The organism is Oceanobacillus saliphilus (assembly GCF_023522835.1).
Classification (GTDB): Bacteria; Bacillota; Bacilli; order Bacillales; family Amphibacillaceae; genus Oceanobacillus; species Oceanobacillus saliphilus.
In genome coordinates, this window is the sequence record NZ_JALCZU010000009.1 from 33180 (window position 1) to 55010 (window position 21831).

21 protein-coding genes and 1 other RNA gene are annotated in these 21831 nt (G+C 38.3%); 6 read left to right on the forward strand and 16 right to left on the reverse strand.

The genetic code is table 11. From position 1 onward, the window contains the following. Position 1: 1 nt before the first annotated feature. The gene (locus tag MN204_RS14640; RefSeq protein ID WP_249871825.1) at positions 2 to 1675 is read right to left on the reverse strand and encodes a formate--tetrahydrofolate ligase; all 1674 of its coding nucleotides are present in this window, start codon (positions 1673 to 1675) and stop codon (positions 2 to 4) included. A gap of 347 nt (positions 1676 to 2022) precedes the next feature. On the opposite strand from MN204_RS14640, the gene MN204_RS14645 reads away from it, so the two are divergent. The 4 genes from MN204_RS14645 to MN204_RS14660 all read left to right on the forward strand — a co-directional run bounded on the left by MN204_RS14645 (position 2023) and on the right by MN204_RS14660 (position 5170). Then, on the forward strand, positions 2023 to 2223 hold the full coding sequence (locus MN204_RS14645) for a cold-shock protein (RefSeq protein ID WP_067725536.1): 201 nt from the start codon (positions 2023 to 2025) through the stop codon (positions 2221 to 2223). Between the two features lie 588 nt (positions 2224 to 2811). Further along, positions 2812 to 2949, forward strand: a complete 138-nt coding sequence (locus MN204_RS14650; protein WP_249871826.1) for a cytochrome c oxidase subunit 2A — start codon at positions 2812 to 2814, stop codon at positions 2947 to 2949. 27 nt (positions 2950 to 2976) lie between these two features. Continuing rightward, positions 2977 to 3477 (forward strand): cupredoxin domain-containing protein, encoded by a 501-nt coding sequence (locus MN204_RS14655; RefSeq protein WP_249871827.1) that lies wholly within the window; start codon positions 2977 to 2979, stop codon positions 3475 to 3477. 1 nt (position 3478) lies between these two features. Beyond that, positions 3479 to 5170 (forward strand): b(o/a)3-type cytochrome-c oxidase subunit 1, encoded by a 1692-nt coding sequence (locus MN204_RS14660; protein ID WP_249871828.1) that lies wholly within the window; start codon positions 3479 to 3481, stop codon positions 5168 to 5170. 114 nt (positions 5171 to 5284) lie between these two features. Here the strand turns inward: MN204_RS14660 and MN204_RS14665 are convergent, their stop codons facing one another. The 10 genes from MN204_RS14665 to MN204_RS14710 all read right to left on the reverse strand — a co-directional run bounded on the left by MN204_RS14665 (position 5285) and on the right by MN204_RS14710 (position 13499). Continuing rightward, complete coding sequence (locus MN204_RS14665; RefSeq protein ID WP_249871829.1) at positions 5285 to 5824, reverse strand: isoprenylcysteine carboxyl methyltransferase family protein; 540 nt, start codon at positions 5822 to 5824, stop codon at positions 5285 to 5287. Beyond that, entirely contained in the window at positions 5824 to 6912 is a 1089-nt protein-coding gene (locus MN204_RS14670) for a type III polyketide synthase (protein WP_249871830.1), read from the reverse strand. Before MN204_RS14670 ends, MN204_RS14665 begins: the two co-directional genes overlap by 1 nt. 34 nt (positions 6913 to 6946) lie before the next feature. After that, on the reverse strand, positions 6947 to 8446 hold the full coding sequence (locus MN204_RS14675) for a carboxypeptidase M32 (RefSeq protein WP_249871831.1): 1500 nt from the start codon (positions 8444 to 8446) through the stop codon (positions 6947 to 6949). Between the two features lie 2 nt (positions 8447 to 8448). Next, positions 8449 to 9585 (reverse strand): THUMP domain-containing class I SAM-dependent RNA methyltransferase, encoded by a 1137-nt coding sequence (locus MN204_RS14680; RefSeq protein WP_249871832.1) that lies wholly within the window; start codon positions 9583 to 9585, stop codon positions 8449 to 8451. A gap of 214 nt (positions 9586 to 9799) precedes the next feature. Further along, an RNA gene (gene rnpB, locus MN204_RS14685) (RNase P RNA component class B) lies at positions 9800 to 10173 on the reverse strand. Between the two features lie 76 nt (positions 10174 to 10249). Further along, positions 10250 to 10558, reverse strand: coding sequence for a cell division regulator GpsB (gpsB, locus tag MN204_RS14690; RefSeq protein ID WP_249871833.1), 309 nt, complete (start codon positions 10556 to 10558; stop codon positions 10250 to 10252). A 365-nt stretch (positions 10559 to 10923) separates the two neighbouring features. Beyond that, on the reverse strand, positions 10924 to 11346 hold the full coding sequence (locus MN204_RS14695; RefSeq protein ID WP_306798725.1) for a cytidine deaminase: 423 nt from the start codon (positions 11344 to 11346) through the stop codon (positions 10924 to 10926). 55 nt (positions 11347 to 11401) lie between these two features. Then, positions 11402 to 11749 carry a DUF1798 family protein gene (locus tag MN204_RS14700; protein WP_249871835.1) on the reverse strand — a complete coding sequence of 116 codons (348 nt, stop codon included), beginning with the start codon at positions 11747 to 11749 and terminating at the stop codon, positions 11402 to 11404. Positions 11750 to 11819: 70 nt separating this feature from the next. After that, a complete protein-coding gene (locus tag MN204_RS14705) occupies positions 11820 to 12020 on the reverse strand; it encodes a hypothetical protein (RefSeq protein ID WP_249871836.1) in 201 nt (66 codons plus the stop codon). Positions 12021 to 12533: 513 nt separating this feature from the next. Then, positions 12534 to 13499: a DUF2515 family protein gene (locus MN204_RS14710; protein WP_249871837.1), complete on the reverse strand. Its 966-nt coding sequence runs from the start codon at positions 13497 to 13499 to the stop codon at positions 12534 to 12536. 112 nt (positions 13500 to 13611) lie between these two features. Here MN204_RS14710 and recU point away from each other — a divergent pair, with 112 nt between their 5' ends. Then, the gene (recU, locus tag MN204_RS14715; protein WP_249871838.1) at positions 13612 to 14205 is read left to right on the forward strand and encodes a Holliday junction resolvase RecU; all 594 of its coding nucleotides are present in this window, start codon (positions 13612 to 13614) and stop codon (positions 14203 to 14205) included. An 18-nt stretch (positions 14206 to 14223) separates the two neighbouring features. Beyond that, the gene (locus tag MN204_RS14720; protein ID WP_249871839.1) at positions 14224 to 17034 is read left to right on the forward strand and encodes a penicillin-binding protein 1A; all 2811 of its coding nucleotides are present in this window, start codon (positions 14224 to 14226) and stop codon (positions 17032 to 17034) included. 144 nt (positions 17035 to 17178) lie between these two features. Here MN204_RS14720 and nth read toward each other — a convergent pair whose 3' ends face one another. From nth to MN204_RS14745, 5 genes are all read right to left on the reverse strand, one after another. After that, positions 17179 to 17835 (reverse strand): endonuclease III, encoded by a 657-nt coding sequence (gene nth, locus MN204_RS14725; RefSeq protein ID WP_249871840.1) that lies wholly within the window; start codon positions 17833 to 17835, stop codon positions 17179 to 17181. 3 nt (positions 17836 to 17838) lie between these two features. Continuing rightward, positions 17839 to 18522: a DnaD domain-containing protein gene (locus MN204_RS14730; protein WP_249871841.1), complete on the reverse strand. Its 684-nt coding sequence runs from the start codon at positions 18520 to 18522 to the stop codon at positions 17839 to 17841. A gap of 148 nt (positions 18523 to 18670) precedes the next feature. After that, positions 18671 to 19963: an asparagine--tRNA ligase gene (gene asnS / locus MN204_RS14735; RefSeq protein WP_249871842.1), complete on the reverse strand. Its 1293-nt coding sequence runs from the start codon at positions 19961 to 19963 to the stop codon at positions 18671 to 18673. A gap of 18 nt (positions 19964 to 19981) precedes the next feature. Beyond that, positions 19982 to 21169, reverse strand: coding sequence for a pyridoxal phosphate-dependent aminotransferase (locus tag MN204_RS14740; RefSeq protein ID WP_249871843.1), 1188 nt, complete (start codon positions 21167 to 21169; stop codon positions 19982 to 19984). A gap of 15 nt (positions 21170 to 21184) precedes the next feature. Then, complete coding sequence (locus MN204_RS14745) at positions 21185 to 21700, reverse strand: cell wall elongation regulator TseB-like domain-containing protein (protein ID WP_249871844.1); 516 nt, start codon at positions 21698 to 21700, stop codon at positions 21185 to 21187. Between the last annotated feature and the right edge of the window lie 131 nt (positions 21701 to 21831).

The window sequence follows — 21831 nt, forward strand, 5'->3', positions numbered from 1 at the left end:
TTTAAAATAACCCTGTAATCGTTCCGTCTTCTGTTACATCCATCTGTATGGCAGCCGGTTTTTTCGGCAGACCTGGCATTGTCATCACATCTCCCGTTAATACAACAATAAATCCTGCACCGATGGATGGTTTCAACTCTCTGATGTTTATGGAAAACCCACTCGGTCTACCTAATAGTTCCGGATTGTCCGATAAGGAGTATTGCGTTTTAGCCATGCAGATTGGCAGCTTTCCCCACCCTTGTTCTTCAAAAAAGAGAATCTGTTTTTTTGCTTTAGGTGAAAGTTCAATATCATTAGCACCATAAACAAGTTGAGCTACCTTTCTGATCTTGGTTTCCAGGGTATCATCCAAATCATAGATTCTTTTGAAGGTTTCCGTTGAAGGCGCATTTGTTTTCTCGATTACTTTTCTTGCTAGTTCTAGTCCACCTTCTCCACCTTTAGCCCAAACATCTGTTAATGCAACTTCTATTTCTCTGGATTCACACCAGGACTGAATGAAATCTGTTTCTGCTTCTGTATCTGTAGGAAACTTATTAATGGCGATGACATATGGTAAGCCAAAATGCTGGATTGTTTCAATATGTTTTTGGAGGTTTTCCATACCTGCTTTTAATGCTTCGACATTTTCAATATCTAAATCTTGTTTTGAGACACCACCATGCATTTTTAAAGCCCTTACGGTAGCGACTATTACTACCGCATCTGTCTCAAAATCGCCTACCAATGATTTGATATCGAGAAATTTCTCAGCACCCAAATCAGCCCCGAACCCTGCCTCCGTAATCACATAGTCACCTAACTTAGCAGCGGTTTTAGTAGCGATAATACTATTGCAACCATGGGCTATGTTCGCAAAAGGCCCTCCGTGAATAATTGCAGGCGTGTTTTCTGTCGTTTGTACAAGATTGGGTTTAATGGCATCTTTTAAGAGCATCGTTAAAGCCCCTGCAACATCAAGATCTTTGACAGTTATAGGTTTTTCCTCATATGTATAGCCGATTACAATCCTTGAAATTCTTACTTTTAAATCTTCCAGGCTAGTTGCCAAGCATAAAACAGCCATTATTTCGGAAGCTACTGTAATATTGAACCCATCTTCTCTTGGTACTCCCTGTATCGGTCCACCTAAGCCGACGACTATTTGTCTTAATGCACGATCATTTATATCCAGGACGCGTTTCCACTCAATTCTCCTTGGATCGATATTTAAATTATTTCCCCGATGAATATGATTATCGATTATCGCAGAAAGCAGGTTATTGGCGCTTGTAATTGCATGGAGATCGCCAGTGAAATGGAGGTTGATTTCTTCCATAGGAAGCACTTGAGAATAGCCCCCACCAGCCGCTCCTCCTTTTAATCCCATTACTGGACCCAAGGATGGTTCCCGTAAAGCGATGACAGCTTTCTCACCTAATTGATGTAATGCCTGTCCCAGACCAACTGTCACGGTTGATTTTCCTTCTCCGGCAGGTGTGGGGTTGATTGACGTAACAAGAATAATTTTACCATTCGGTTTGTTCCTTAACTTGCCCATTAATTGTTCGGAAAGCTTTGCTTTGGAATTCCCGTAGAGCTCATAGTCCTCAGGAGCTATATCCAATGCTTCTGCAATTTCGGAAATATGTTTTAACTTGGTCCGCTGTGCGATTTCAATGTCTGTTTTCATCTTAATGCTCCTTTATTCCTTTGTATCTATTTAGTATAACCTAAGAAAATATTTTTTTCAGTTAACTGCAGATGTTCCTACAGTTTGTTCATTTAAATAATAATTTTAAAAAAATAGTTTATTGAGGCAAAAACAAGCCCATTTTCTTGACGATTATTTCTGAATAAGCTATATTAATAACAAGCAAAGAAGATGTACGGAATCATTAATGACAGAGGCAGCTTCTATAGAAGTGGATGCAATAGTGATCCTACACTTCTATAGAAGCTGCCCTTTTTTTGATATTCTGTTTCTCGACTTTGTATTAACACGCGTTTTACGTGGAATTATTTAGGAGGAAAAGTTACATGGAAAACGGAGTAGTAAAATGGTTCAACGCTGAAAAAGGCTATGGATTTATTCAATTGGAAGAAGGAAATGATGTATTTGTACATTATTCAGCAATCCAGGAAGAGGGTTTCAAATCATTGGAAGAAGGTCAGGAAGTTTCTTTTGAGATTGTGGATGGTGAACGTGGCCCACAAGCTGCAAATGTCGTAAAAAGGTAAGCAACAAACATATAGCGAAAGCGGAAATCTATTTGGATTTCCGCTTTTTTTCGTGAGATAAGAAAGAATAAAATTTTGGTAGCAATTAATTCATACACCAAAACGGCCACGTCCAGCTCCAGCTCTTTAGTTGTCGTAAGACTTCCTCTACCTCACAACACGATAAAGAAGCCTCTCCGACTGTCAAGACACGAGGATTAGTGCACGTATTCCCCTTTTAGTGAAAAGCACATCGGCTCTCGAATTTAAGGAGGGTCGGATTAAAGGTGCTTTGGGTTATTGCTCGGTTACAAGCATCAGCTAGATACATAACTGATGGGTTTGATTTTCCTCTTCTTTCATATATCAGCATCGAAAGTGATTATTGCAGACACCTGATTCGATTAGTTGTCAAGTAAAAATGCTAATTATACATACATCGTTCATAAACTTTTTATACTAAAAAGTTAGTAAAGCCTTTACATGAAGCTCTATCTTCATTATTGAACAAATTGTGAATCGTTTTCATTTTCTATTATTTCTATTTGTACTTTGTGTATGATAAAAACATAGGGTGATATCTGATACTTTTACGAAAGGATGATACGAATGAGAAGGAATCAGAAAAAGCATACAGGATCTGAAAATGAACCGAATTTGAAGGGAACATTTATTTCCGTAGGTGTTTTAGGACTAATCATTATCATTAGTTGGTTTGGGGTGTTCGCATTATTTATTTCAAGATAAAAATAGAAATTTAGAGGAGTGATATCGATGCATTTACACAAGTATGAAAAGATTTGGCTTATATCTGGGGTTGTAGCTTTAGCATTATTTTTAATTATTCTTGGATTTGGAGCTTTCTATCTCGGAACCCACCCACAGAGCCATGGAATAACAATTGATCCGGCAAATATTGAAGCACATGAAGCCTTTCAGTCGGAGAACCTCGGTCTTACAAAAGTGGATGAAGATAAGTATATTGTAAATGTTGTAGCAACCGCTTTCAATTATGACCTAGGTGTTGATGAAGATGGAAATGCAGTTAAAAACATAAGCATACCAAAAGGATCTTCTGTACTGTTTCAAGTTGTGACACCAGACGTTGTTCACGGCTTTAACATCGCTGGGACGAATGTAAATATGATGGTTGAACCAGGTTATATCAGCAGCATGGAAGTTGAAATGAAGCAGACTGGTGAGTTTACGCTTTTATGTAATGAATATTGTGGTGTTGGACATCACATGATGTTTGCAACCGTGGAGGTGTATTAATATGGAAATACCAAAAATAGGTGTGTTTGAAGAAAATGCCCGTTTACCACTCACGATTGGTAAAAAAGAAGCGAATTTGTATCTATCATTTATTTATGTAGCATTTATTTCATTATTCATTGGCGGATTGATGGGACTTCTGCAAGTGCTGGTCAGATCAGGAAGTTTTACATTACCATGGGGCATTGGCTATTATCAAATATTGACGTTACATGGTGTTGTTCTGGCTCTCGTACTTACTACATTTTTTATAATCGGTTTTCAATATGCTTTAATGGGGAAAACAGTTGGGATTTCCGATAAGCAACGAAAAGTTTCCTGGCTTGCTTTCTGGGTCATGACGGTTGGTACTGCCATTACTGCAGCTACGATTCTTGTAGGTAAAGCAAGTGTTCTCTATACCTTTTATGCTCCATTGAAAGCTCATCCGTTATTTTATATTGGATTGGCTCTTGTAATTGTTGGCAGCTGGATCGCAGGTTTTGTAAACTGGCGTCAATTGTATCTTTGGAAAAAGGCGCATCCTGGTGAAAAGTCACCTTTGCTGGCTTTTATGGTAAACATCAACATGATAATGTGGTTTATCGCTAGCCTTGGAGTGGCCGTCTCCGTGCTCATCCAATTTATCCCGTGGTCTCTTGGCTACGCAGAAACCATTAATGTATTGGTCAGCAGGACATTGTTCTGGTATTTTGGGCACCCATTGGTTTATTTCTGGCTGCTTCCTGCCTATATGGCATGGTATGCAATTATACCCAAAATTATCGGTGGTAAGGTTTTCAGTGATTCATTGGCAAGATTATCATTCGTATTATTCCTGTTCTTCTCGATTCCTGTTGGTTTTCACCATCAGTTGACAGAACCGGGTATTGATCCAACTTGGAAATTTATTCAGGTCGTTCTAACATTTATGGTTGTTATCCCTAGTTTAATGACTGCATTTTCGATGTTTGCAACATTTGAAATTACAGGACGTAAAAAAGGCTTTGGCGGATTATTTGGCTGGTTAAGGCATTTACCATGGAAAGATGTACGTTTCCTTGCACCATTTGTAGGAATGCTTGCATTTATACCTGGTGGAGCTGGTGGTATCATCAATGCTTCCCACCAAATGAACACCTTAGTGCATAATACAATTTGGGTAACAGGACATTTCCATTTAACAGTAGGAACTACAGTTATCCTGACATTCTTTGGTATCACATACTGGCTGATCCCCCATTTAACGGGAAGAACATTAACGAAGGAAGTTAACCGTCTCGGAATCATTCAAACGTTTGTTTGGACAATTGGTATGACCATTATGTCAGGTGCAATGCATATTCAAGGTCTATTAGGTGCACCAAGACGATCATCTTACTCCGAATACGGAGGCACTGAACAGGCTGTTCAATGGGGTGCATATCAAATGGCACAGGCTATCGGTGGTACAATTCTGTTCCTTGGTATTATATTAATGGTTTATATTTTCATTAAACTGGCTTTCTTTTCCCCTAAAGGTGAAGAGGAGTTCCCTATTGCAGAGGAAGAAGAAAATGCACCGCCAACTCCAATGTGGCTTGAAAACTGGAAATTGTGGGTTGCAATTACGATAGCTTTAATATTATTTGCATACACGATCCCATTTATAGATATTATTCAAAACTCACCACCAGGATCTCCGCCATTTGATTGGCCGATTGGTAACTCCTGATTGAAAACAAAGGCAGTCGACAAATCTAAAGGTGATGTATTCGTAACAGCTTAAGTAGATACAGACTGGCGTTTCATCTTATTACCTATCTACTAAAATGAGGGAAGAAACAGGTTAATCACCTGTTTCTTCCCTTTTTGAATTGAATAAGACATGCTTTAATGCACGTTCCTCTGCTGGAATTCTTACAGTAAGCAATAAAATATGAAGCATTGGAAATAGAATTGCAGTTATGATTGCTCCAAAAAGCAGTGGTATGATAAATAATTCAATCCCTACAATAATATAGTTAGGGTGTTTAACATACTTATAGGGTCCCTTACTCACCAACCGTTCTCCAGGTAGAATAATTATTTTTGTATTCCAAAATCTGCCCAAGGAAGCAATACACCAAATTCTCGCCATCTGCGTTAAAATGAAAAATATCAATAGTGTATAGTTTAACGGTAATGTTGAATTACCTCTCCAAAGTGTTTCCATTAAAATGGAGATAAAGAAAAAGACGTGTATGATGATAAACCATTTGTAATGGTCCGCTTCCCTTTCAATGGCGCCTCTCTCTTTCATCCATTTTTCATTACGTTTAGCTACAATAAGTTCGAAAAGACGCTGCAAAATGATAAATCCCAGTAAAGCCCACATATATACAGCCATTATTCCATCCACTCCAACAACAATAACTCTGAACTAAACCCTGGTCCAAGAGCAGATAATATACTTTTTTGTCCAGGCTCGATCGTTTCTTTCATCCATTCCCGCAAAACATATAATACCGTTGCAGAGGACATATTACCGTGATCAGCCAAAATTTGATAGGAGTATTTCAGTTTATCCTTTGAACATTGGAGGACTTCCTCCATTGCCTCCATCACTTTTCTTCCGCCTGGATGGGAAATAAATGAATGGATGCTTTCCTCACGAAGACCTGTAGTTTGAAAGAATTTCGTTGCGTGCTCCCTCCAGAATGAGTCAACCAATGCGGGAATACTTTTTTTAAAGACTACTTCAAAACCGGAATTGTTGATTTCCCAGCCCATTACACTTTCACTATCGCGTTTTAAATAGGAACTCGATGTAATTATTTTAGGTGAGTATTTTTTTCTGTAGCTTACGTATCGGGACTTATCTCCAATTACCAATGCTGCACTAACACCATCACCGAAGAGAGCTGTACCCACCATGTTACTCTTCTTACTATCCCCTTTTTGAAATGTCAGGCTACAAAGCTCACAACATACAATAAGGACTGTTTTATCCGGATATGCAGTCAACCAGTCATGTGCACGCGCCAACCCAGTTGCCCCACCAGCACAACCAAGCCCCCATAATGGCATCCGGCTTACGTCCTGCCTGAATGGTCGTGCATTCAACAAGTGAACATCCATCGAAGGAGTAGCAATCCCGGTGCTCGATACAAATAGAATCATGTCGATTGCTTCATAAGGAATAGCTTCCTTCAAGAAATCTTGATTTTTTAGACAATCATCAATCGCATCCAATGAATATCTTTCTGCCGCTGATTGATACAAATCATTTTTCTCTTTGAAACTGTGTTCGTCGAAAAACCAGGACTCATCGACGACAAATTGCCTACGGTTAACTGCAGCATTGTCGAATACGGGGAGTAATCGATTTATTTGCTTATCTGAATAGGAAAATATTTTCTGAACGGTTTCTTTAATGGCTTGCTGATCAATAGAAAATTCCGGTATGCCAAGTCCAATGGAACAGATATTGGTCAAATTAATCACCTTTTAGCGTTATTTTCCCCCGCTCTTATAATCTATATATATCTGTATATTTGGTAGTTAAATAATGAACAAGATAATCTGGATTTAATGGTTCACCTGTAACATCTTTTATTATTTCCAATGGTTTTTTCATCTTCCCATACTGATGAATATTGTCAGTCATCCATTCATTCACCGGACCGAAATTACCGGAAGCAATCATTTCTTCCACATTCATTTCGGTTGCCAATGACTGGTTAAATTGTGCAGCATACATGTAACCGAGTGCATACGAAGGGAAGTAACCAAAGTCTCCCCCTGCCCAATGGATATCCTGTAATACACCTTCCCTATCAGTTGGAGTTTTAATCCCAAGATAGTCAACCATTTTTTCATTCCAAAGATGTGGGAGATCTTTCACTTCAATCTCACTGTTTATTAAAGCTTTTTCCAGCTCATAACGAACCATGATATGAAGGGGATAGGTTAGTTCATCTGCTTCAATTCGAATCAAGGAAGGTTTGACTTCATTTACAGCACGATAAAAGTCATTCCTGTCAACGCTTTGGAAATGCTTTGGAGCAAATGATTGGAACAGCTCATAATGGTTATTCCAAAATGCTTTACTTCTACCTATAAAGTTTTCCCAGAACAATGATTGTGATTCATGTATTCCCATTGACGTTCCTGTTGCAAGAGGTGTCTTTGCAAGTTTTCTACTGATGTTCTGCTCATATAATGCATGTCCACCTTCGTGAATCGTCCCAAATACAGCCATTCGAAAATCTTCTTCATCATATCGGGTTGTGATCCGTACATCGTTTAAATTCAACGTGATTGCAAAAGGATGTATCGTTTCATCCAGACGCCCTGATTCAAAATCATAGCCCATCTGCTTTAATACTTCGATTGTAAAGGCTTTTTGATCTTCCTTGGGAAAATGTGCCTTCAGTATTGTAGGATCAGGCTTTTCTTTGCTGTTATTTATATTTTGGAGAAGCTTGCTAAGCGAATCTCTTAATTTCGGGAATACATCATCCAGCGTTTTTGTTGTCATCCCTGGTTCATAATTATGTAACAATGCATCGTACCTATTTTTCTCGTATCCCCAGTATTCTGCAAATTTTTTATTGAATTCCACCAATTTTTCCAGAGCGGGCTGGAACAGAGAAAAATCAGCTTTTTCTCTTGCTTCCTGCCACACAGCCTCTGATTTGGTTTGTAGCATGACATATTCTTTGTATTCATTATTTGGTATTTTTCGGTTTCTGTTATAGTTTTCTTCACATTCTAAAACAATTTTTTGCATTGTCTCGTCATTGGTATTGTCTTTTAATACATCTATAAAAAACTTCATCTTCTCAGATGTTTCCAATTGATGCAGTTTATCCGCGAGAAAACCGATTACTTCCGATCTCTGATCAACAGCTTTCCTTGGAATCTTTGTGCGCATATCCCACTGTGCAAGTGTTAATGCTTCACGATAAGCATTTTGTTCATTTAATAATTCTTTAAAGTCTTTTTCGTTGAGGTATGTGTTTTGCAACGTTATTCCTCCTTCGATTTTTGACCAAAATATTGATAATAGTTCGTCTCAATAAAACCATTAAATAATTTCCGCTTTTTAGTAGCCTTTTGATCATAGTATTTCTCAAAGGATTCGAAGGCTGTAATGATGTATACACTCCAAGAAGGATGTTTTTTCATAATGCTGCCTAGATCACTATACATCGCGGCAACGACATCCTTGTCACCCATACGCTGACCGTATGGCGGGTTACTTACGATATAACCGTTATCCCTACGAATAAATAAATCACTTACCTGCATCTGCTTCCAATTGATCAGGTCCCCTAGTCCAGCCTCCACTGCATTGTCAGTAGCTATTTCAATCATACTGTGATCTATGTCTGACCCGGTAATATCAAGCTTTTGGTCATAGTTCGCCTTGTCTTCTGCTTCTTCAAAGGCCTCATCCCATAATTTTCTTTTGAGAAGTGACCATTCTTCTGAGGCAAATTCACGGTTGAAGCCAGGTGCAATGTTTTGCCCAATCAATGCTGCTTCAATGGCTAATGTACCTGACCCGCAAAATGGATCGATGAATGGATAGTCGGGCTTCCAATTTGTGAGCATGACAAGGGCAGCCGCCAATGTTTCCTTTAATGGTGCTTCCCCCTGACCAACACGGTATCCACGCTTATGAAGTCCCACACCGGATGTATCCAATGTTAAAGTTACGATATCTTTCAACAGTGCCACTTCAGTTTTGTACAACGCTCCAGTCTCCGGCATTTTGCTCGCGAGACCATATTTTAGTTTTAATCTTTCTGCAATTGCTTTCTTCACAATAGCCTGACAATCAGAGACACTAAAAAGTTTGGATTTTATCGACTTTCCGGAAACAGGAAATTGTCCATCCTCCGCTATATAATGTTCCCATGGTAGTGCTTTTGTCGATTCAAACAACTCATCAAATGTTAATGCTTTAAATTGTCCGACAACCAGCTTAATCCGATCAGCTGTACGGAGCCACAAATTGCACCTGGGAATTGCTGATAATGGAGCTTCAAAAATAACCTTCCCATTATCTACTGTTACTTCATATCCTAATGATTTTACCTCTTGTGCAACAACTGATTCTAACCCCATAGCAGCCGTTGCTATTAATGTTACTTTCTGCATTGAACTATTCCCTTCGCATTAAAATTAGTTTTAGTTTACCATATACAATAAGATCAGCAAAAGAAGAAACGACCGAGACGGACGAGTTTGCTATTTTTTGATAGGATGAGTTCTGCAGTCCCAATCTGATAAAAACAGCCCAAATAAAAAACCTTTCCTTGTGTCATTTTTGACAAAGAAAAGGTATCATATTCATCGTATAGACCGTTAAATGCTCGATAAGCCATGTTCTGTGCCATTGTACTGCAAACGGTGGTCAAGCCTCGTACTCCGGCTGTAATCATCTATCTACAAGTAAAACTTGTCCCTTGTTCGGTTGAATTCCCTACTGAAGGATGCCCCTACCATTATTTGGGTTGCTCACTCGTGGGGTTTACCCGTTCCACCCGAAATGTTTCCATCTCAGCTACGTCACTGTGGCACTTTCAAGAATAGTTCCATATCCTAGTAGGACTTAGGAATGTCTTCTGCCGTTAGCCTATAAGCTACCTTGACTTATGAATTCATCAAGCACGAACACTACAAACATCTCAGTTTGTGTGAGCATGGACTTTCCTCTGCATTTGCATGCAGCGATTACATGAGCATTTAATTAATGTTTTATTATCATATCATAAAAATATACTTTAATCAATGGATGTAAAAAATTGGCAGAGCGAGTAAATTATTCACCAGCATCGGCGAATTTTTTGCCGAAAACAGCCTTCTCCAAATTGGAAAGGCGCTTTAATACATCGTAATTAACCTGAGTATTAGGTTGTGGTGTTCTTGTTCTTGGCTGCTCTACAGAATTTTTTCTCAACTTTTCGTTTTCAGCCTGCAGTCGTTCAATTTCCTGCTTGAATATATCATAGTCCTGTATGACAACATCAAGAAACTCGTCAACTTCTTCCTGATTGTATCCTCTCATAGCTGTTTTAAAATCTTTTTCAAGAATATCTTTTCCACTTAGTTGAATACGGTTTAAAGCCATCTCATCACCTCATAATCTTCACATTTCCTATTTTTAGTTATCATTTTTTCTAGTCAATTTAAGAATGTTCAAAAGCATCGCACCGAAAATTCGTTGTGTGATTTTACCGACTTCTTGAACATCCTCTTTCAGTTTATTATTCAAATGAAAAATTAATGCTAAATATACTAATTTTATTATACCATTAGAAAACTTGATTGTCACCAAGCCTTTCGGTGATAGTTGACTTGTACAGGTTGGTAATTTGTCGTTTCCTTCCTGCTAAAAAAGGAAACTGAATCTCAGTCTCCTTCTTACAATTAAAAATCTTAAAATTAAGGGCCATGCAGTTTTTAGAATGGAATCTCCACCCTACTAAAAATAAGTCACGACATATCATCAGTACCAAATGAAAAAGGAAGTAGTTCTTCCATTGTAAATGATTTTGTTTGTTTTTTAAGATTAGATAAATGGATCTGCATCGTTTTGGAGAAAAATTCACTCATTACCTGGCGACAAGAGCCACAGGGTGGAACAGGTCTTGGAGAATCTGCTGCAACTGCCATTTCCTGAAACTCTGTCTCCCCTTCTGATATTGCTTTAAAGATAGCAACACGTTCCGCACAGCAGCTTACCGGATATGCAGCATTTTCAATATTGCACCCAGTATAAACCTTTCCTGATTTGGTAAGTAAGGCAGCTCCGACCTGGAACTTGGAATATGGAACATACGCTTTATCTCTGATTTTTATTGCTTCTTCGATTAATTTATCCGTTTTCATCGATCTCATCCTTTTGTGTTTGTGCAGGTAATTATAAGAGAAATACAAACTTTTGTAAAGATTTCCAATTAGGATTTATATACTAGATATCCTCCATAAGCAAGTCGAACACATATATTATCGAACGATGCAATTCCATATAGCGTTTTCTTCTTGTATCTACATAATAGCTGTGCATGAGCACTAGTTCCATATTTTCCTTTGTGGAAGTTATTTGGTGTGGGTGTACTTTAGCCTTTCTTTCTTTGACTACTTTTAATGCTCCATCCTCCCACTCTTCCAAAAGTTGATAGACAGGCATCGTTTCTTCCTTAACCATTAGAAAGAATGCTTTGTCTTTCGTACTTTCAGGTGGGGAATTTTTTTCGAAAATCGCTTTCAATCGAAAAAGATGTTCTTTTAACAGTTCAGTCTGGTTCTTTAGTTCCATTATGTTTCCGCCTTTATACTAAAGTTTAAACGATATATATTACTTTATCATTTTTACGTATAGAAGGCATTTATTTCCTCATTTTATTAATCGCATTTTTAGTAAAATCTATTTGATGAATTTCATTTTGAAAATGCATCCAAACTTCACGATCCACATTTACTTTAAGTTTTTGATCGATTAACTGAAGTTGTTCGGCCATTTCTTCCAATGTATGTTGAGCTTTATTTTTACTTATGCCATTCTGTTCCATTTTCATAATAGCTGTCATATTGATCACCCTTATTATTTATTTATTAACTAATGATTCGCCTCCTACGTGGTACTATCCTCCCCCTTCGACAAAACTAGAAGTTAATGTACAAAACTAGTGGAATTACTTATCTTTTATCTAAAGTTAGACAAACTATTAGTAAACGAAGGCTGTCACCAAGCCTTTCCATGACAACCTTCGTTACACTTATGTAGTTAAGGATGTTTGTAAACTTTCTTGACTTCAAAAAAGGAGGTGTTTTATTTTGAAGCAATCCAAAAAAGAACGTCAGCAAAGCAGTACAACAGATCGTAAAACAAAGTCCTTAAAAACTGGTGATAAAAAACTCAACGGTCCAAACCGTCCTTCCGTATAGACTAAACTCGTTTTTTGACAATACAATGGAGAAAGGATTTGTCCACTGTGGTACAAATCCTTTCTCCATACATTAGGAACTATACATGGATGACAGCAGTACATGGACAGACAAAAACAGCCGTCAAGCACGCAGACTACCCTTTTGTAAGTTGATTAAGTAACTTGTGCTCTTTTGAATCGTTTTTTCAAATAATAGTAGGCAAACAATAATCTCCTCTTATTATAAAAGGATCTTCCAATTTCCGTTTTGCCTGGATTAATGGCTTTCTTATACCATTTTGTTTTTATATCCCCTCTTTTTAACCAGTCCTTACGTATGATATCTTGATGGTCGATGATGGGATACAGTGTCCTTAAAATGGAACTGCTAGGAAGGTTCCATTTTAAAAAAGATTCGTATTCCATACGTGACCCAGTTGGTTCGATTGATACTATAAAGTCCAACGTCGCTTCATAAATATCTTGTCTCTGGAGCATGGCGGCAATTTTTCTTCCCACTTCTATCCTTTTGTCTACGTTTGTGAAACCATGTACAAATGTACCATGAAGGTTACCTTTTCGATCAGGCAATAAAACGGCATTCATATAAAGGAAATTTTGCAGCTTATATGGTATAGAACCAAACACTTGTGATTTAAAAAATGACTGGTCGATAACAGGTGCTTGGATGAGATTTTGTTCATTAATGATTAAAGAAGTTAACAGTCTTTCCTTATCCTCAAATTTCCAGAAATGAAACCATTCATTTACCATAAAGGATGAAACATGAAATTCAGGAAGCAAATGAAATAAAGGCTGATTGTATTTCTTTGATAAATAGTATAGAAGTAATTGTGGATAGGCATCTGAAAAAATTAGCCAGTTTGCCCGTTCATATGTCATAAATAAGCGGTTTCGCTCTTTTCTGCCCAGTAACCCTTTAAATTGGGGTAAAGACAAATCAGTCATATTCCATCCAGCATTTCTGGATACGATACTTGCAACCAGTGCCCACTTGATTTCGGGGTGATCCATAAAAAAATTCTGGTAAGCCTTTGTTCTAGAGATATTGTCTACGTTATGTGATATGGTCAGATTTGTTATATAATATACTATGTAATCCTTTTTATGAATCAACATACAACACGTCTTTCTTTTTCGAATCATGTATTTAGACATACAGGGATGTTAAAAGTTATCATTTACCTTTTTTTCTGATATCATACTGTATTATGCTGGGAGGGAGCATCTTTTGAATTATCCGAATGGACAAAGGAAAATCATACCTGTCCAGAAATCATCATCAAACCAGGAAAATAAGATATTCAGTAATCGGGGCATGACGCTCGAAGAGGATATAAATATTACCAATAAATTTTATCTGGATACCGATCAGGCTGTTATTCATAAAAAACCGACGCCAGTACAAATAGTAAAAGTCAATTATCCCAGTCGTAGTGCTGCTGTTATTACAGAAGCGTATTACAAACAAGCTTCCACAACAGATTACAACGGCCTATATAGAGGCAAATATGTTGATTTTGAAGCAAAGGAAACAAGGAATAAGACTCGATTTCCATTATCCAATATCCACGATCATCAGATAAGCCATATGCAATCCGTTGTGGATCATGGTGGTGTTTGCTTCATGATTATTCGTTTTGCAGCCTATGATGAAACATATTTTCTTGAAGCAGAGAAACTTTTTTCCTATTGGAACGACAAATTAAAGGGAGGAAAAAAGTCAATTTCCTATGAAACGATAAAAAAGGACAGTTATATCATTCCCTTTCAATATCAGACAAGAGTCGATTATTTAGCTATCATAGATAAGCTTTATTTTTAGAGACGGAGGTATGGAACTATGGCAGAAAACAGCCAGAGTCGATCAGCTAGAAGAAAACAGAAAAACACAAAAAAGAAACCAATTTGGAAAAAAATAGCATTGGCAGCACTTATTGTCTTTTTATCTTTAGGAATTGGAGGAGCAGTTGTTGGTGCATACTGGATAGCAACAGCTCCAGAGCTGGATGAATCACAACTATCTGTTCCCTTCTCATCCACATTATTTGACAAAGATGGTAATCAATTTGCTAATTTAAGCGGTGATGAAAAAAGGAAACAGGTTTCCTATGAAGATTTGCCGGACATTCTTATTGATGCAGTAACTGCTACAGAGGATGCAAGATTTTTTGAGCATCCCGGTGTAGACTTCCGAAGAATTGGTGGAGCAGTACTTGCTAACATAACTGACGGATTTGGTTCACAAGGAGCAAGTACAATCACCCAGCAAGTAGTTGAGAGAGCCTTCCTGACACCAGATAAGAAAATCAGTCTGAAGGTACAGGAAGCTTGGCTTGCATTACAATTGGAACGCGAATATTCCAAGGAAGAAATTATGGAAATGTATTTAAATGGTATTTTTTATGGTAATAACGCTTACGGGGTTGCCCAAGCTGCAGAAAACTATTTTGGGAAAACGGACTTAGATGATTTGTCTTTGGCAGAAGCAGCCATACTTGCCGGCTTGCCACAACGGCCAACTGCCTATAACCCATTTCAAAATCCTGATTTGACAGAAACAAGAATGAACACTGTTCTAACGTTAATGGTAAGACATGATAAGATCACACAGGCTGAAGCGGATGAAGCAAGGGAAGTAGATATCCCTTCCCTGCTTGTTGAGTCACGTCCGGACCCAACACCATATGAAGCGTTTATTCAACAAGTAGAAAATGAAGTGTCTGAAAAAATTGATGGTGCCAACATTAACACAGACGGTCTAAAAATCTATACTACTTTGGATACAAGTATTCAGGAGCATGTTGAATTTCTATTGACAGACAGTGAACAAAATCCGATAAAATATCCGGATGATGAGACAAAAGCCGCAATGGTTGTGTTGGATACGCAAACAGGAGCAATCCAGGCCATCGGCGGAAGTAGAAACAATGAAGGCAATCGAGGATTTAACTACGCAATCAGAGGTGGCAGTCAAACGGGATCGACAGCCAAACCTATTGTGGCATACGGTCCGGCTATCGAATATAACAAAATGTCCACCTATCATCAAATCAATGATGATGGACCATATCAAGGTGCAGGAATGGAACATTCAATCAGAAACTGGAACAGAAGCTATAGTGGTTGGATCACTGCACGACATGCATTGAATCAATCATTGAATGTTCCTACTGTTAAATTGCTGGAAGAAGTTGGATATGGAAAAGCGAAGGAATTTGCAGAAAATATAGGATATACGTTTGCTAATGATCAGATTGCGATAGGTGATGCAATCGGCGGAACAGATACCAACGTTACACCTCTTCAACTGGCGGGAGCATATCGAGCTTTTGGTAACGAGGGAATTTATAATGAGCCGTATGCTGTGACGAAAGTAGAGTTTCCAGATGGAAAAGTAGTTGATCTTACTCCAGAACCAGAAGCGGTCATGTCCGATTACACTGCATATATGGTAACAGACATGTTAAAATCCGTTGTTACGGAAGGTACTGGTACAGGTGCAAATGTTCCAGGAATTACTATTGCCGGAAAAACGGGGACAACAAATCTCCCTGATGTCTCTGGTAGTCCTGATGCATGGTTTGCCGGTTATTCAACAAATTATACAATTTCTTCATGGACAGCCGGTTTTGATGAAGCTGGTAACCGAGCACCACTTAAGGATACAAACATTTCAAAAGCATTATTTAGAGAAACGATGTCTAAAATATCGGAAGGAATTGAATCTGGTGATTGGCAAAGACCAGATTCAGTTGTTGAAGTAAAAGTGGAAAAAGGAACCAACCCACCTGCACTTCCAAGTGAATACACCCCTTCTTCAGAAATCGTTACGGAGCTGTTTGTAAAAGGAACAGAACCTACGAAAACATCTGAAAAGTTTGATGAGCTGAACCCAGTTACAGGGCTACGTGCCGAATATGACGAGGATTCCAACTCTGTTCAGGTTGAGTGGAATTATGATACAGATGAAGACGTATCATTTGAAGTCAGTGCAAGTGTGGATGGTGGTCAAATGCAAAGTCTGTCTTCCACCGAAGATACAACGATGGAAATATCGGAAGTAGAGCCTGGAACGGCGTATGAGATACAGGTAGTCGTCAAAAGCGGATCGATGACAAGTGAACCAGCTACAACATCAATAACCATTCCTGGTGAAGAAGAGGAAGAAGATATACCGCCAGTTAGTGGATTGAATGCACGTTATGTTGAAGACAGTTCTTTGATTGATGTGACGTGGAATTATGATGGGCCATCTGCATCCTTTGAAGTATCTGTCAATGGCCAGACACAAACAGTCCAATCAGAAGGAATTGAAGTGAGTGGAGCGACCCCAGGTCAAACGTACACCATTGAAGTTACCCCAATTGGACAAAATGGAGATAACGAAGGTGTAAGAGGTCCGACACAAAGTACCACTGTAGATATACCTGCTGAAGAGACGAATGAAGACGACAATGGCAACAATGGAAATAACGGTAATAATGGAAATAGAGGTAACAATGGCAACAACGGCAATGGAAATGGAAACAACAATGGTCAAGAAGAAGAAGATGAAGAAGAACAGCCGGATGAAGAAGAAAGTAATGAAGACACAGAAGAAGCGGATGAACAGCCCGCTGAACCTGAAGAAGATGATGATGGTCAATCATAACAAAAACAGGTAAGCTCGTTAAGAGTTTACCTGTTTTTTATATTTAATACAGAAACAGTGAGTGTCCAGCTCCGGTTCCGCTCTTCTGAAATTCCAGCGCAAGCGAACGATCCTTCTGTTGCGGTATTCAAGTCGGTTGTGCTTTTATTGTACTTTTGCTTTTTTCATTCGTTTTTGACCTTCTCTGCATAATTCAAGTAAGGGGCATTCCGGGCAATCCGGGTTACGGGCTTTACAGTGATACCTTCCAAAGAAAATCATTCGATGATGTGTGACACTCCATTCATCCCGGGGGACTTTCCTCATAAGTGTTTCTTCTACTTCAATGACTGAATCCTTCCATCTGCAAATTCCTAGTCGCTTGGAAACACGCTCAACATGTGTATCCACTGCAATAGCAGGTTCATTAAAAGCTATGGAAGCCACTACATTTGCAGTTTTCCTCCCTACCCCTGCAAGCTTGATTAGCTCTTCTTTCGTCCGGGGTACTTCCCCATTATAGTCATCCAGTAAAACCTGACATAACTTTTTAATGTTTTTTGCCTTTGTACGGTAGAGACCAATCGATTTTATATCCTCTTCCAATTCCTCAAGCGTCACTTCAAGATAGTCATCAGGCTTTTTATATTTTTGAAATAAATCTGCAGTTACTCGATTTACAAGCTTATCTGTGCATTGTGCTGACAGCAAGACCGCGATAACAAGCTCGAATGGATTGGAATGCACTAATTCGCCCCGAGCATCTGGAAACATGTCCGCCATAACATCAAGGCAATATCTAATCTGCTTTCTGTTTAGCATCTTCTAATCTTCCCCTTCTAACCAGTTATAATAAAAGGATGTATCTCTTTGTACCGATTTCTCTTCCTTCGTACTCTTTCTACCGTGAAAGTTTTTACTTGCCTGGCGGGCCTCATCAACGGTATGGATCCCTTTCTTTTTCCACTCCCTCAGAATACGGTCAATATATTTGAAATTTAATTTTCCCATGAGTACAGATTCTCTTAGGCCAGCTTTTATCAAAGCAGGTTCTATTTCATCTTCATCAATCCAGGCATTGACCGTTTCGATTTCAAATGGTGATAATGGTCTCCCAAATTCCTGTTCAAAAAGAATGAAAATTGTCCCTACTTTCTGTTCTTCGCCTAATTGCTCTTCTTCTTTAGAAAATAATCTTTCCCATAATGGTTCCAGAGAATAGGCTTCACTTAATTGATGATTTTCATTTTCTTTCTGTTCAATGGAAAGCATGTTTTTCTGTAATAATTGTCTTAGGAGATTCGCACATTCCCGCTCATCCATTGTTACATGTCTGGAAAGCTCATACGGTGTTGGAAAATCATTCTTCTCTCCCAAGTAGCGAAACAGCTGGAGGATTAACATAACTTCCTTTTCATTGAGACCGAATGATTTATATTTCGTGAGCAGAGTTGTCGGTATATGCAGTTGATCTGACAGAATCTGTTGAATCGATAAATTTGTTGACATGATGAAAGCACCTCAATATTAGTATAGCATGAAAGATGACTTGTTCTGGGAAATTAAAATCCCTTGCTTAAATTTGCAAGGGATTTTAATTCCGTTGATAGATAATCCGTATGAAACCTTCGTATCTGCCTTCGTTTTGTACGATTTCTTAAGGATATAGGCGGTTTAATAACCTTGGGAATGGAATGGTTTCCCTGACGTGGTCGACGCCTGAAAGCCATGCAACCGTTCTTTCAAGACCAAGTCCAAATCCGGAATGTGGAACACTTCCATACTGTCTTAGTTCCAGGTACCATTTATAAGCAGGACCGTTCAAACCATGCTGCTCGTATCTTTCTTTCATTAGTTCCAAATCATCGATACGCTGTGATCCACCGATGATTTCCCCATAACCTTCTGGAGCAATCAAATCGGCACATAGAACGACATCCGACCTATTTGGATCAGGTTTCATATAAAATGCTTTGATCCTAGCTGGGTAATTGGTAATGAAAACAGGTTTATTAAAACTTTCTGCGATAGCCGTTTCATGGGGCGCACCAAAGTCTTCTCCCCACTCGATATCATCAAAACCCTTTTCTTTTAACAATTCAATTGCATCATCATATGAAATTCGAGGAAATGGAGCTTTGATTTGTTCCAGTTTAGATGTATCGCGTTCCAGAATATCCAGTTCCAGTTTGCAATTATTCAATACGGATTGAACAATATAACTTACATAATTTTCCTGGATTTCGAGACTCTCTTCATGATCTGTAAACGCCATTTCCGGTTCAATCATCCAAAATTCGATTAGATGTCTGCGCGTTTTGGATTTTTCTGCCCGGAAAGTAGGTCCGAATGAAAATACTTTCCCAAATGCCATTGCAGCGGCTTCCATATATAGTTGTCCACTCTGTGAAAGATATGCTTCTTCATCAAAGTATTTTGTATGAAATAATTCTGTCGTTCCCTCTGCAGATGATCCAGTAAGTATCGGTGGATCTATTTTAACAAAATCATTTTCATTGAAAAATTGGTAGGTGGAGCGAATAATTTCATTTCTTACTTTCATTACGGCATGCTGTTTTTTTGAACGAAGCCATAAATGCCGATGATCCATTAAAAATTCTGTTCCGTGTTCTTTTGGCGTAATTGGATAATCAGATGCTTCATGGATCACTTCAATTTCGGTTACTTGCATTTCATAACCGAATGCAGAGCGTGTATCTTCAACTATTTTCCCGGTGATGTACATGGAAGTTTCCTGTGTTAAATTTTTGGCCAGGTTAAAAGTCTCTTCGGATACCTCACTTTTAACAACTACTCCTTGGATAAATCCCGTACCGTCCCTTAACTGGAGAAAAGCTATTTTACCGCTTGATCTTTTATTTGTTAGCCATGCACCAATTGTTACGGATTGTTCCTTGTGTTTTGATGCTTGAGATATTGTTGTTTTCATAAAAAGTTTACCTCCATATTACTTTGATTGGTGATTTTCAACGAATCGTTTCATTCGTTTTGCAGCTTCTGTTAATTCATCCATGGATAAAGCATAGGATAAACGGACATTTTCAGGTGACCCAAATCCTGATCCAGGGACAAGTGCTATCTTCTCTTCTTCAAGCAGTGCTGAAACCCATTCGTCAACGTTTGAAAAACCATTGTTTTTGACTGCTTCGATAACATTTGGGAATAAATAAAAAGCTCCTTCTGGTTTAACACAGCTAACTCCTGGAATATCAGTAATTAAATCATAAAAGGCATCAAGTCTTTCTGCAAAGACCTGCTTAAATTTTTCAGATGTATCCCCTTCTGTTACGTATGCAGCAAGTGCAGCATACTGGGCAATTGAAGTAGGATTTGAAGTAGAATGTGAAGCAAGGTTCGTCATTGCTTTGATTATTTCTTTTGATCCTGCAGCATAACCTATTCTCCATCCGGTCATTGCATGTGATTTAGATACACCATTTATAATAACGGTCTGTTCCTTTAATTGTTCGGATAGCGATGCGATAGAAATATGCGGATTCGCAGTATAAATAAGCTTTTCATAAATTTCATCCGAGATAATGAGAATATTGTGTTTTAAGCAAACTTTGCCAATTTCTTCCAGTTCTTCTTTATTATACATCATTCCTGTTGGATTTGAAGGCGAGTTAATAATGACTGCTTTTGTTTTGTCCGTAATTGCTTGTTCGAGTTCTTCCGCTGTTAATTTAAAATGATTTTGTTCGGAAGCATGAACAAATACCGGATTTCCTTCCGCTAATTTAATTTGTTCCGGATAGCTTACCCAGTAAGGTGACGGTACAATTACTTCATCCCCTTTATTTAGGATCACTTGAAATAATGTATACAGTGCGTGTTTTGCTCCTGTCGTTACGATGATTTGATCATTTGTATAGTCAAGTCCATTATCTTTACTGAACTTAGCGGCAATTGCCTTTTTTAGGTCGACAATTCCACCAGATGGAGTATACTTTGTCAAACCATGATCCATTGCTTCTTTTGCCGCTTCCAGTATGTAATCCGGGGTATTAAAATCAGGTTCCCCTGCCCCCAGTCCAATTACATCATGCCCTTGCTGTTTTAACTCTTTTGCCTTTGCTGTTATTGCCAAAGTTGATGATGGTGATAATGTTTTAACTCGTTGCGCTAATTCCATTAATTGTGCTCCTCCCTAATTAAACATTCTTTTAAAACGGTATTGTTCTACAAGTGATCCATCGTAAATGGAAACATAATCCATTACATACCTATTATTCATGTCATTATACTTTATTTCCCATAAAGGTTCGTTATTTTCTAATGCAGGGTTGATTTTTACGAATTCACAACCATTACACTGCGATTGCCAAAGACTTAGAATTTCTTCCTCTGATATGATCTCTGACCTGTCAATCGTTGTCAGCTCTTTTTCAGTGCCTTCGAGCGGATAAAAAATGAGCTTTTCTTCATTTTCGTCATTCTTACCGTATAGGATGTGATAAGATTCAGAGCCATTGTATTGATCCATCTTCCCTATCTCGGTAATGGCTGTCTGATTCAGGATTTGTCGTGAGGTTTCATCAAATCCTGCAGTTTTATTGTCGTATAGCTCATTGTATAAGTATACAGCATAAATACCACAACCTAAAATAATTACAAGTAACAGCACAGAACTCCACATTAACCAATTGGATTTTGTATTATGCATATCGTTCATCCAGTTTATTTACTTTTTTCCAGCGGGATGAAAATTGGAAATGAATCAAGATGAGTTTTCCATTATACATATTCATCCGTCCCCCTTTAACTTTATTGCTTCATGTTTTATCAATTTTTACT

What these genes read in the sequence shown, in the direction of transcription:
- gpsB (WP_249871833.1), bottom strand. Translation starts at nt 10,558, where the DNA reads ATGGCTTTAAACCGTATTCAACTAAGTGGAAAAGATATTCTTGAAAAA.
- MN204_RS14650 (WP_249871826.1), top strand. Translation starts at nt 2,812, where the DNA reads ATGAGAAGGAATCAGAAAAAGCATACAGGATCTGAAAATGAACCGAAT.
- MN204_RS14680 (WP_249871832.1), bottom strand. Translation starts at nt 9,585, where the DNA reads ATGCAGAAAGTAACATTAATAGCAACGGCTGCTATGGGGTTAGAATCA.
- MN204_RS14660 (WP_249871828.1), top strand. Translation starts at nt 3,479, where the DNA reads ATGGAAATACCAAAAATAGGTGTGTTTGAAGAAAATGCCCGTTTACCA.
- MN204_RS14645 (WP_067725536.1), top strand. Translation starts at nt 2,023, where the DNA reads ATGGAAAACGGAGTAGTAAAATGGTTCAACGCTGAAAAAGGCTATGGA.
- MN204_RS14665 (WP_249871829.1), bottom strand. Translation starts at nt 5,824, where the DNA reads ATGGCTGTATATATGTGGGCTTTACTGGGATTTATCATTTTGCAGCGT.
- MN204_RS14720 (WP_249871839.1), top strand. Translation starts at nt 14,224, where the DNA reads ATGGCAGAAAACAGCCAGAGTCGATCAGCTAGAAGAAAACAGAAAAAC.
- asnS (WP_249871842.1), bottom strand. Translation starts at nt 19,963, where the DNA reads ATGAAAACAACAATATCTCAAGCATCAAAACACAAGGAACAATCCGTA.
- MN204_RS14710 (WP_249871837.1), bottom strand. Translation starts at nt 13,499, where the DNA reads ATGTTGATTCATAAAAAGGATTACATAGTATATTATATAACAAATCTG.
- MN204_RS14655 (WP_249871827.1), top strand. Translation starts at nt 2,977, where the DNA reads ATGCATTTACACAAGTATGAAAAGATTTGGCTTATATCTGGGGTTGTA.
- MN204_RS14730 (WP_249871841.1), bottom strand. Translation starts at nt 18,522, where the DNA reads ATGTCAACAAATTTATCGATTCAACAGATTCTGTCAGATCAACTGCAT.
- MN204_RS14640 (WP_249871825.1), bottom strand. Translation starts at nt 1,675, where the DNA reads ATGAAAACAGACATTGAAATCGCACAGCGGACCAAGTTAAAACATATT.
- nth (WP_249871840.1), bottom strand. Translation starts at nt 17,835, where the DNA reads ATGCTAAACAGAAAGCAGATTAGATATTGCCTTGATGTTATGGCGGAC.
- MN204_RS14740 (WP_249871843.1), bottom strand. Translation starts at nt 21,169, where the DNA reads ATGGAATTAGCGCAACGAGTTAAAACATTATCACCATCATCAACTTTG.
- MN204_RS14745 (WP_249871844.1), bottom strand. Translation starts at nt 21,700, where the DNA reads ATGCATAATACAAAATCCAATTGGTTAATGTGGAGTTCTGTGCTGTTA.
- MN204_RS14705 (WP_249871836.1), bottom strand. Translation starts at nt 12,020, where the DNA reads ATGACAGCTATTATGAAAATGGAACAGAATGGCATAAGTAAAAATAAA.
- MN204_RS14700 (WP_249871835.1), bottom strand. Translation starts at nt 11,749, where the DNA reads ATGGAACTAAAGAACCAGACTGAACTGTTAAAAGAACATCTTTTTCGA.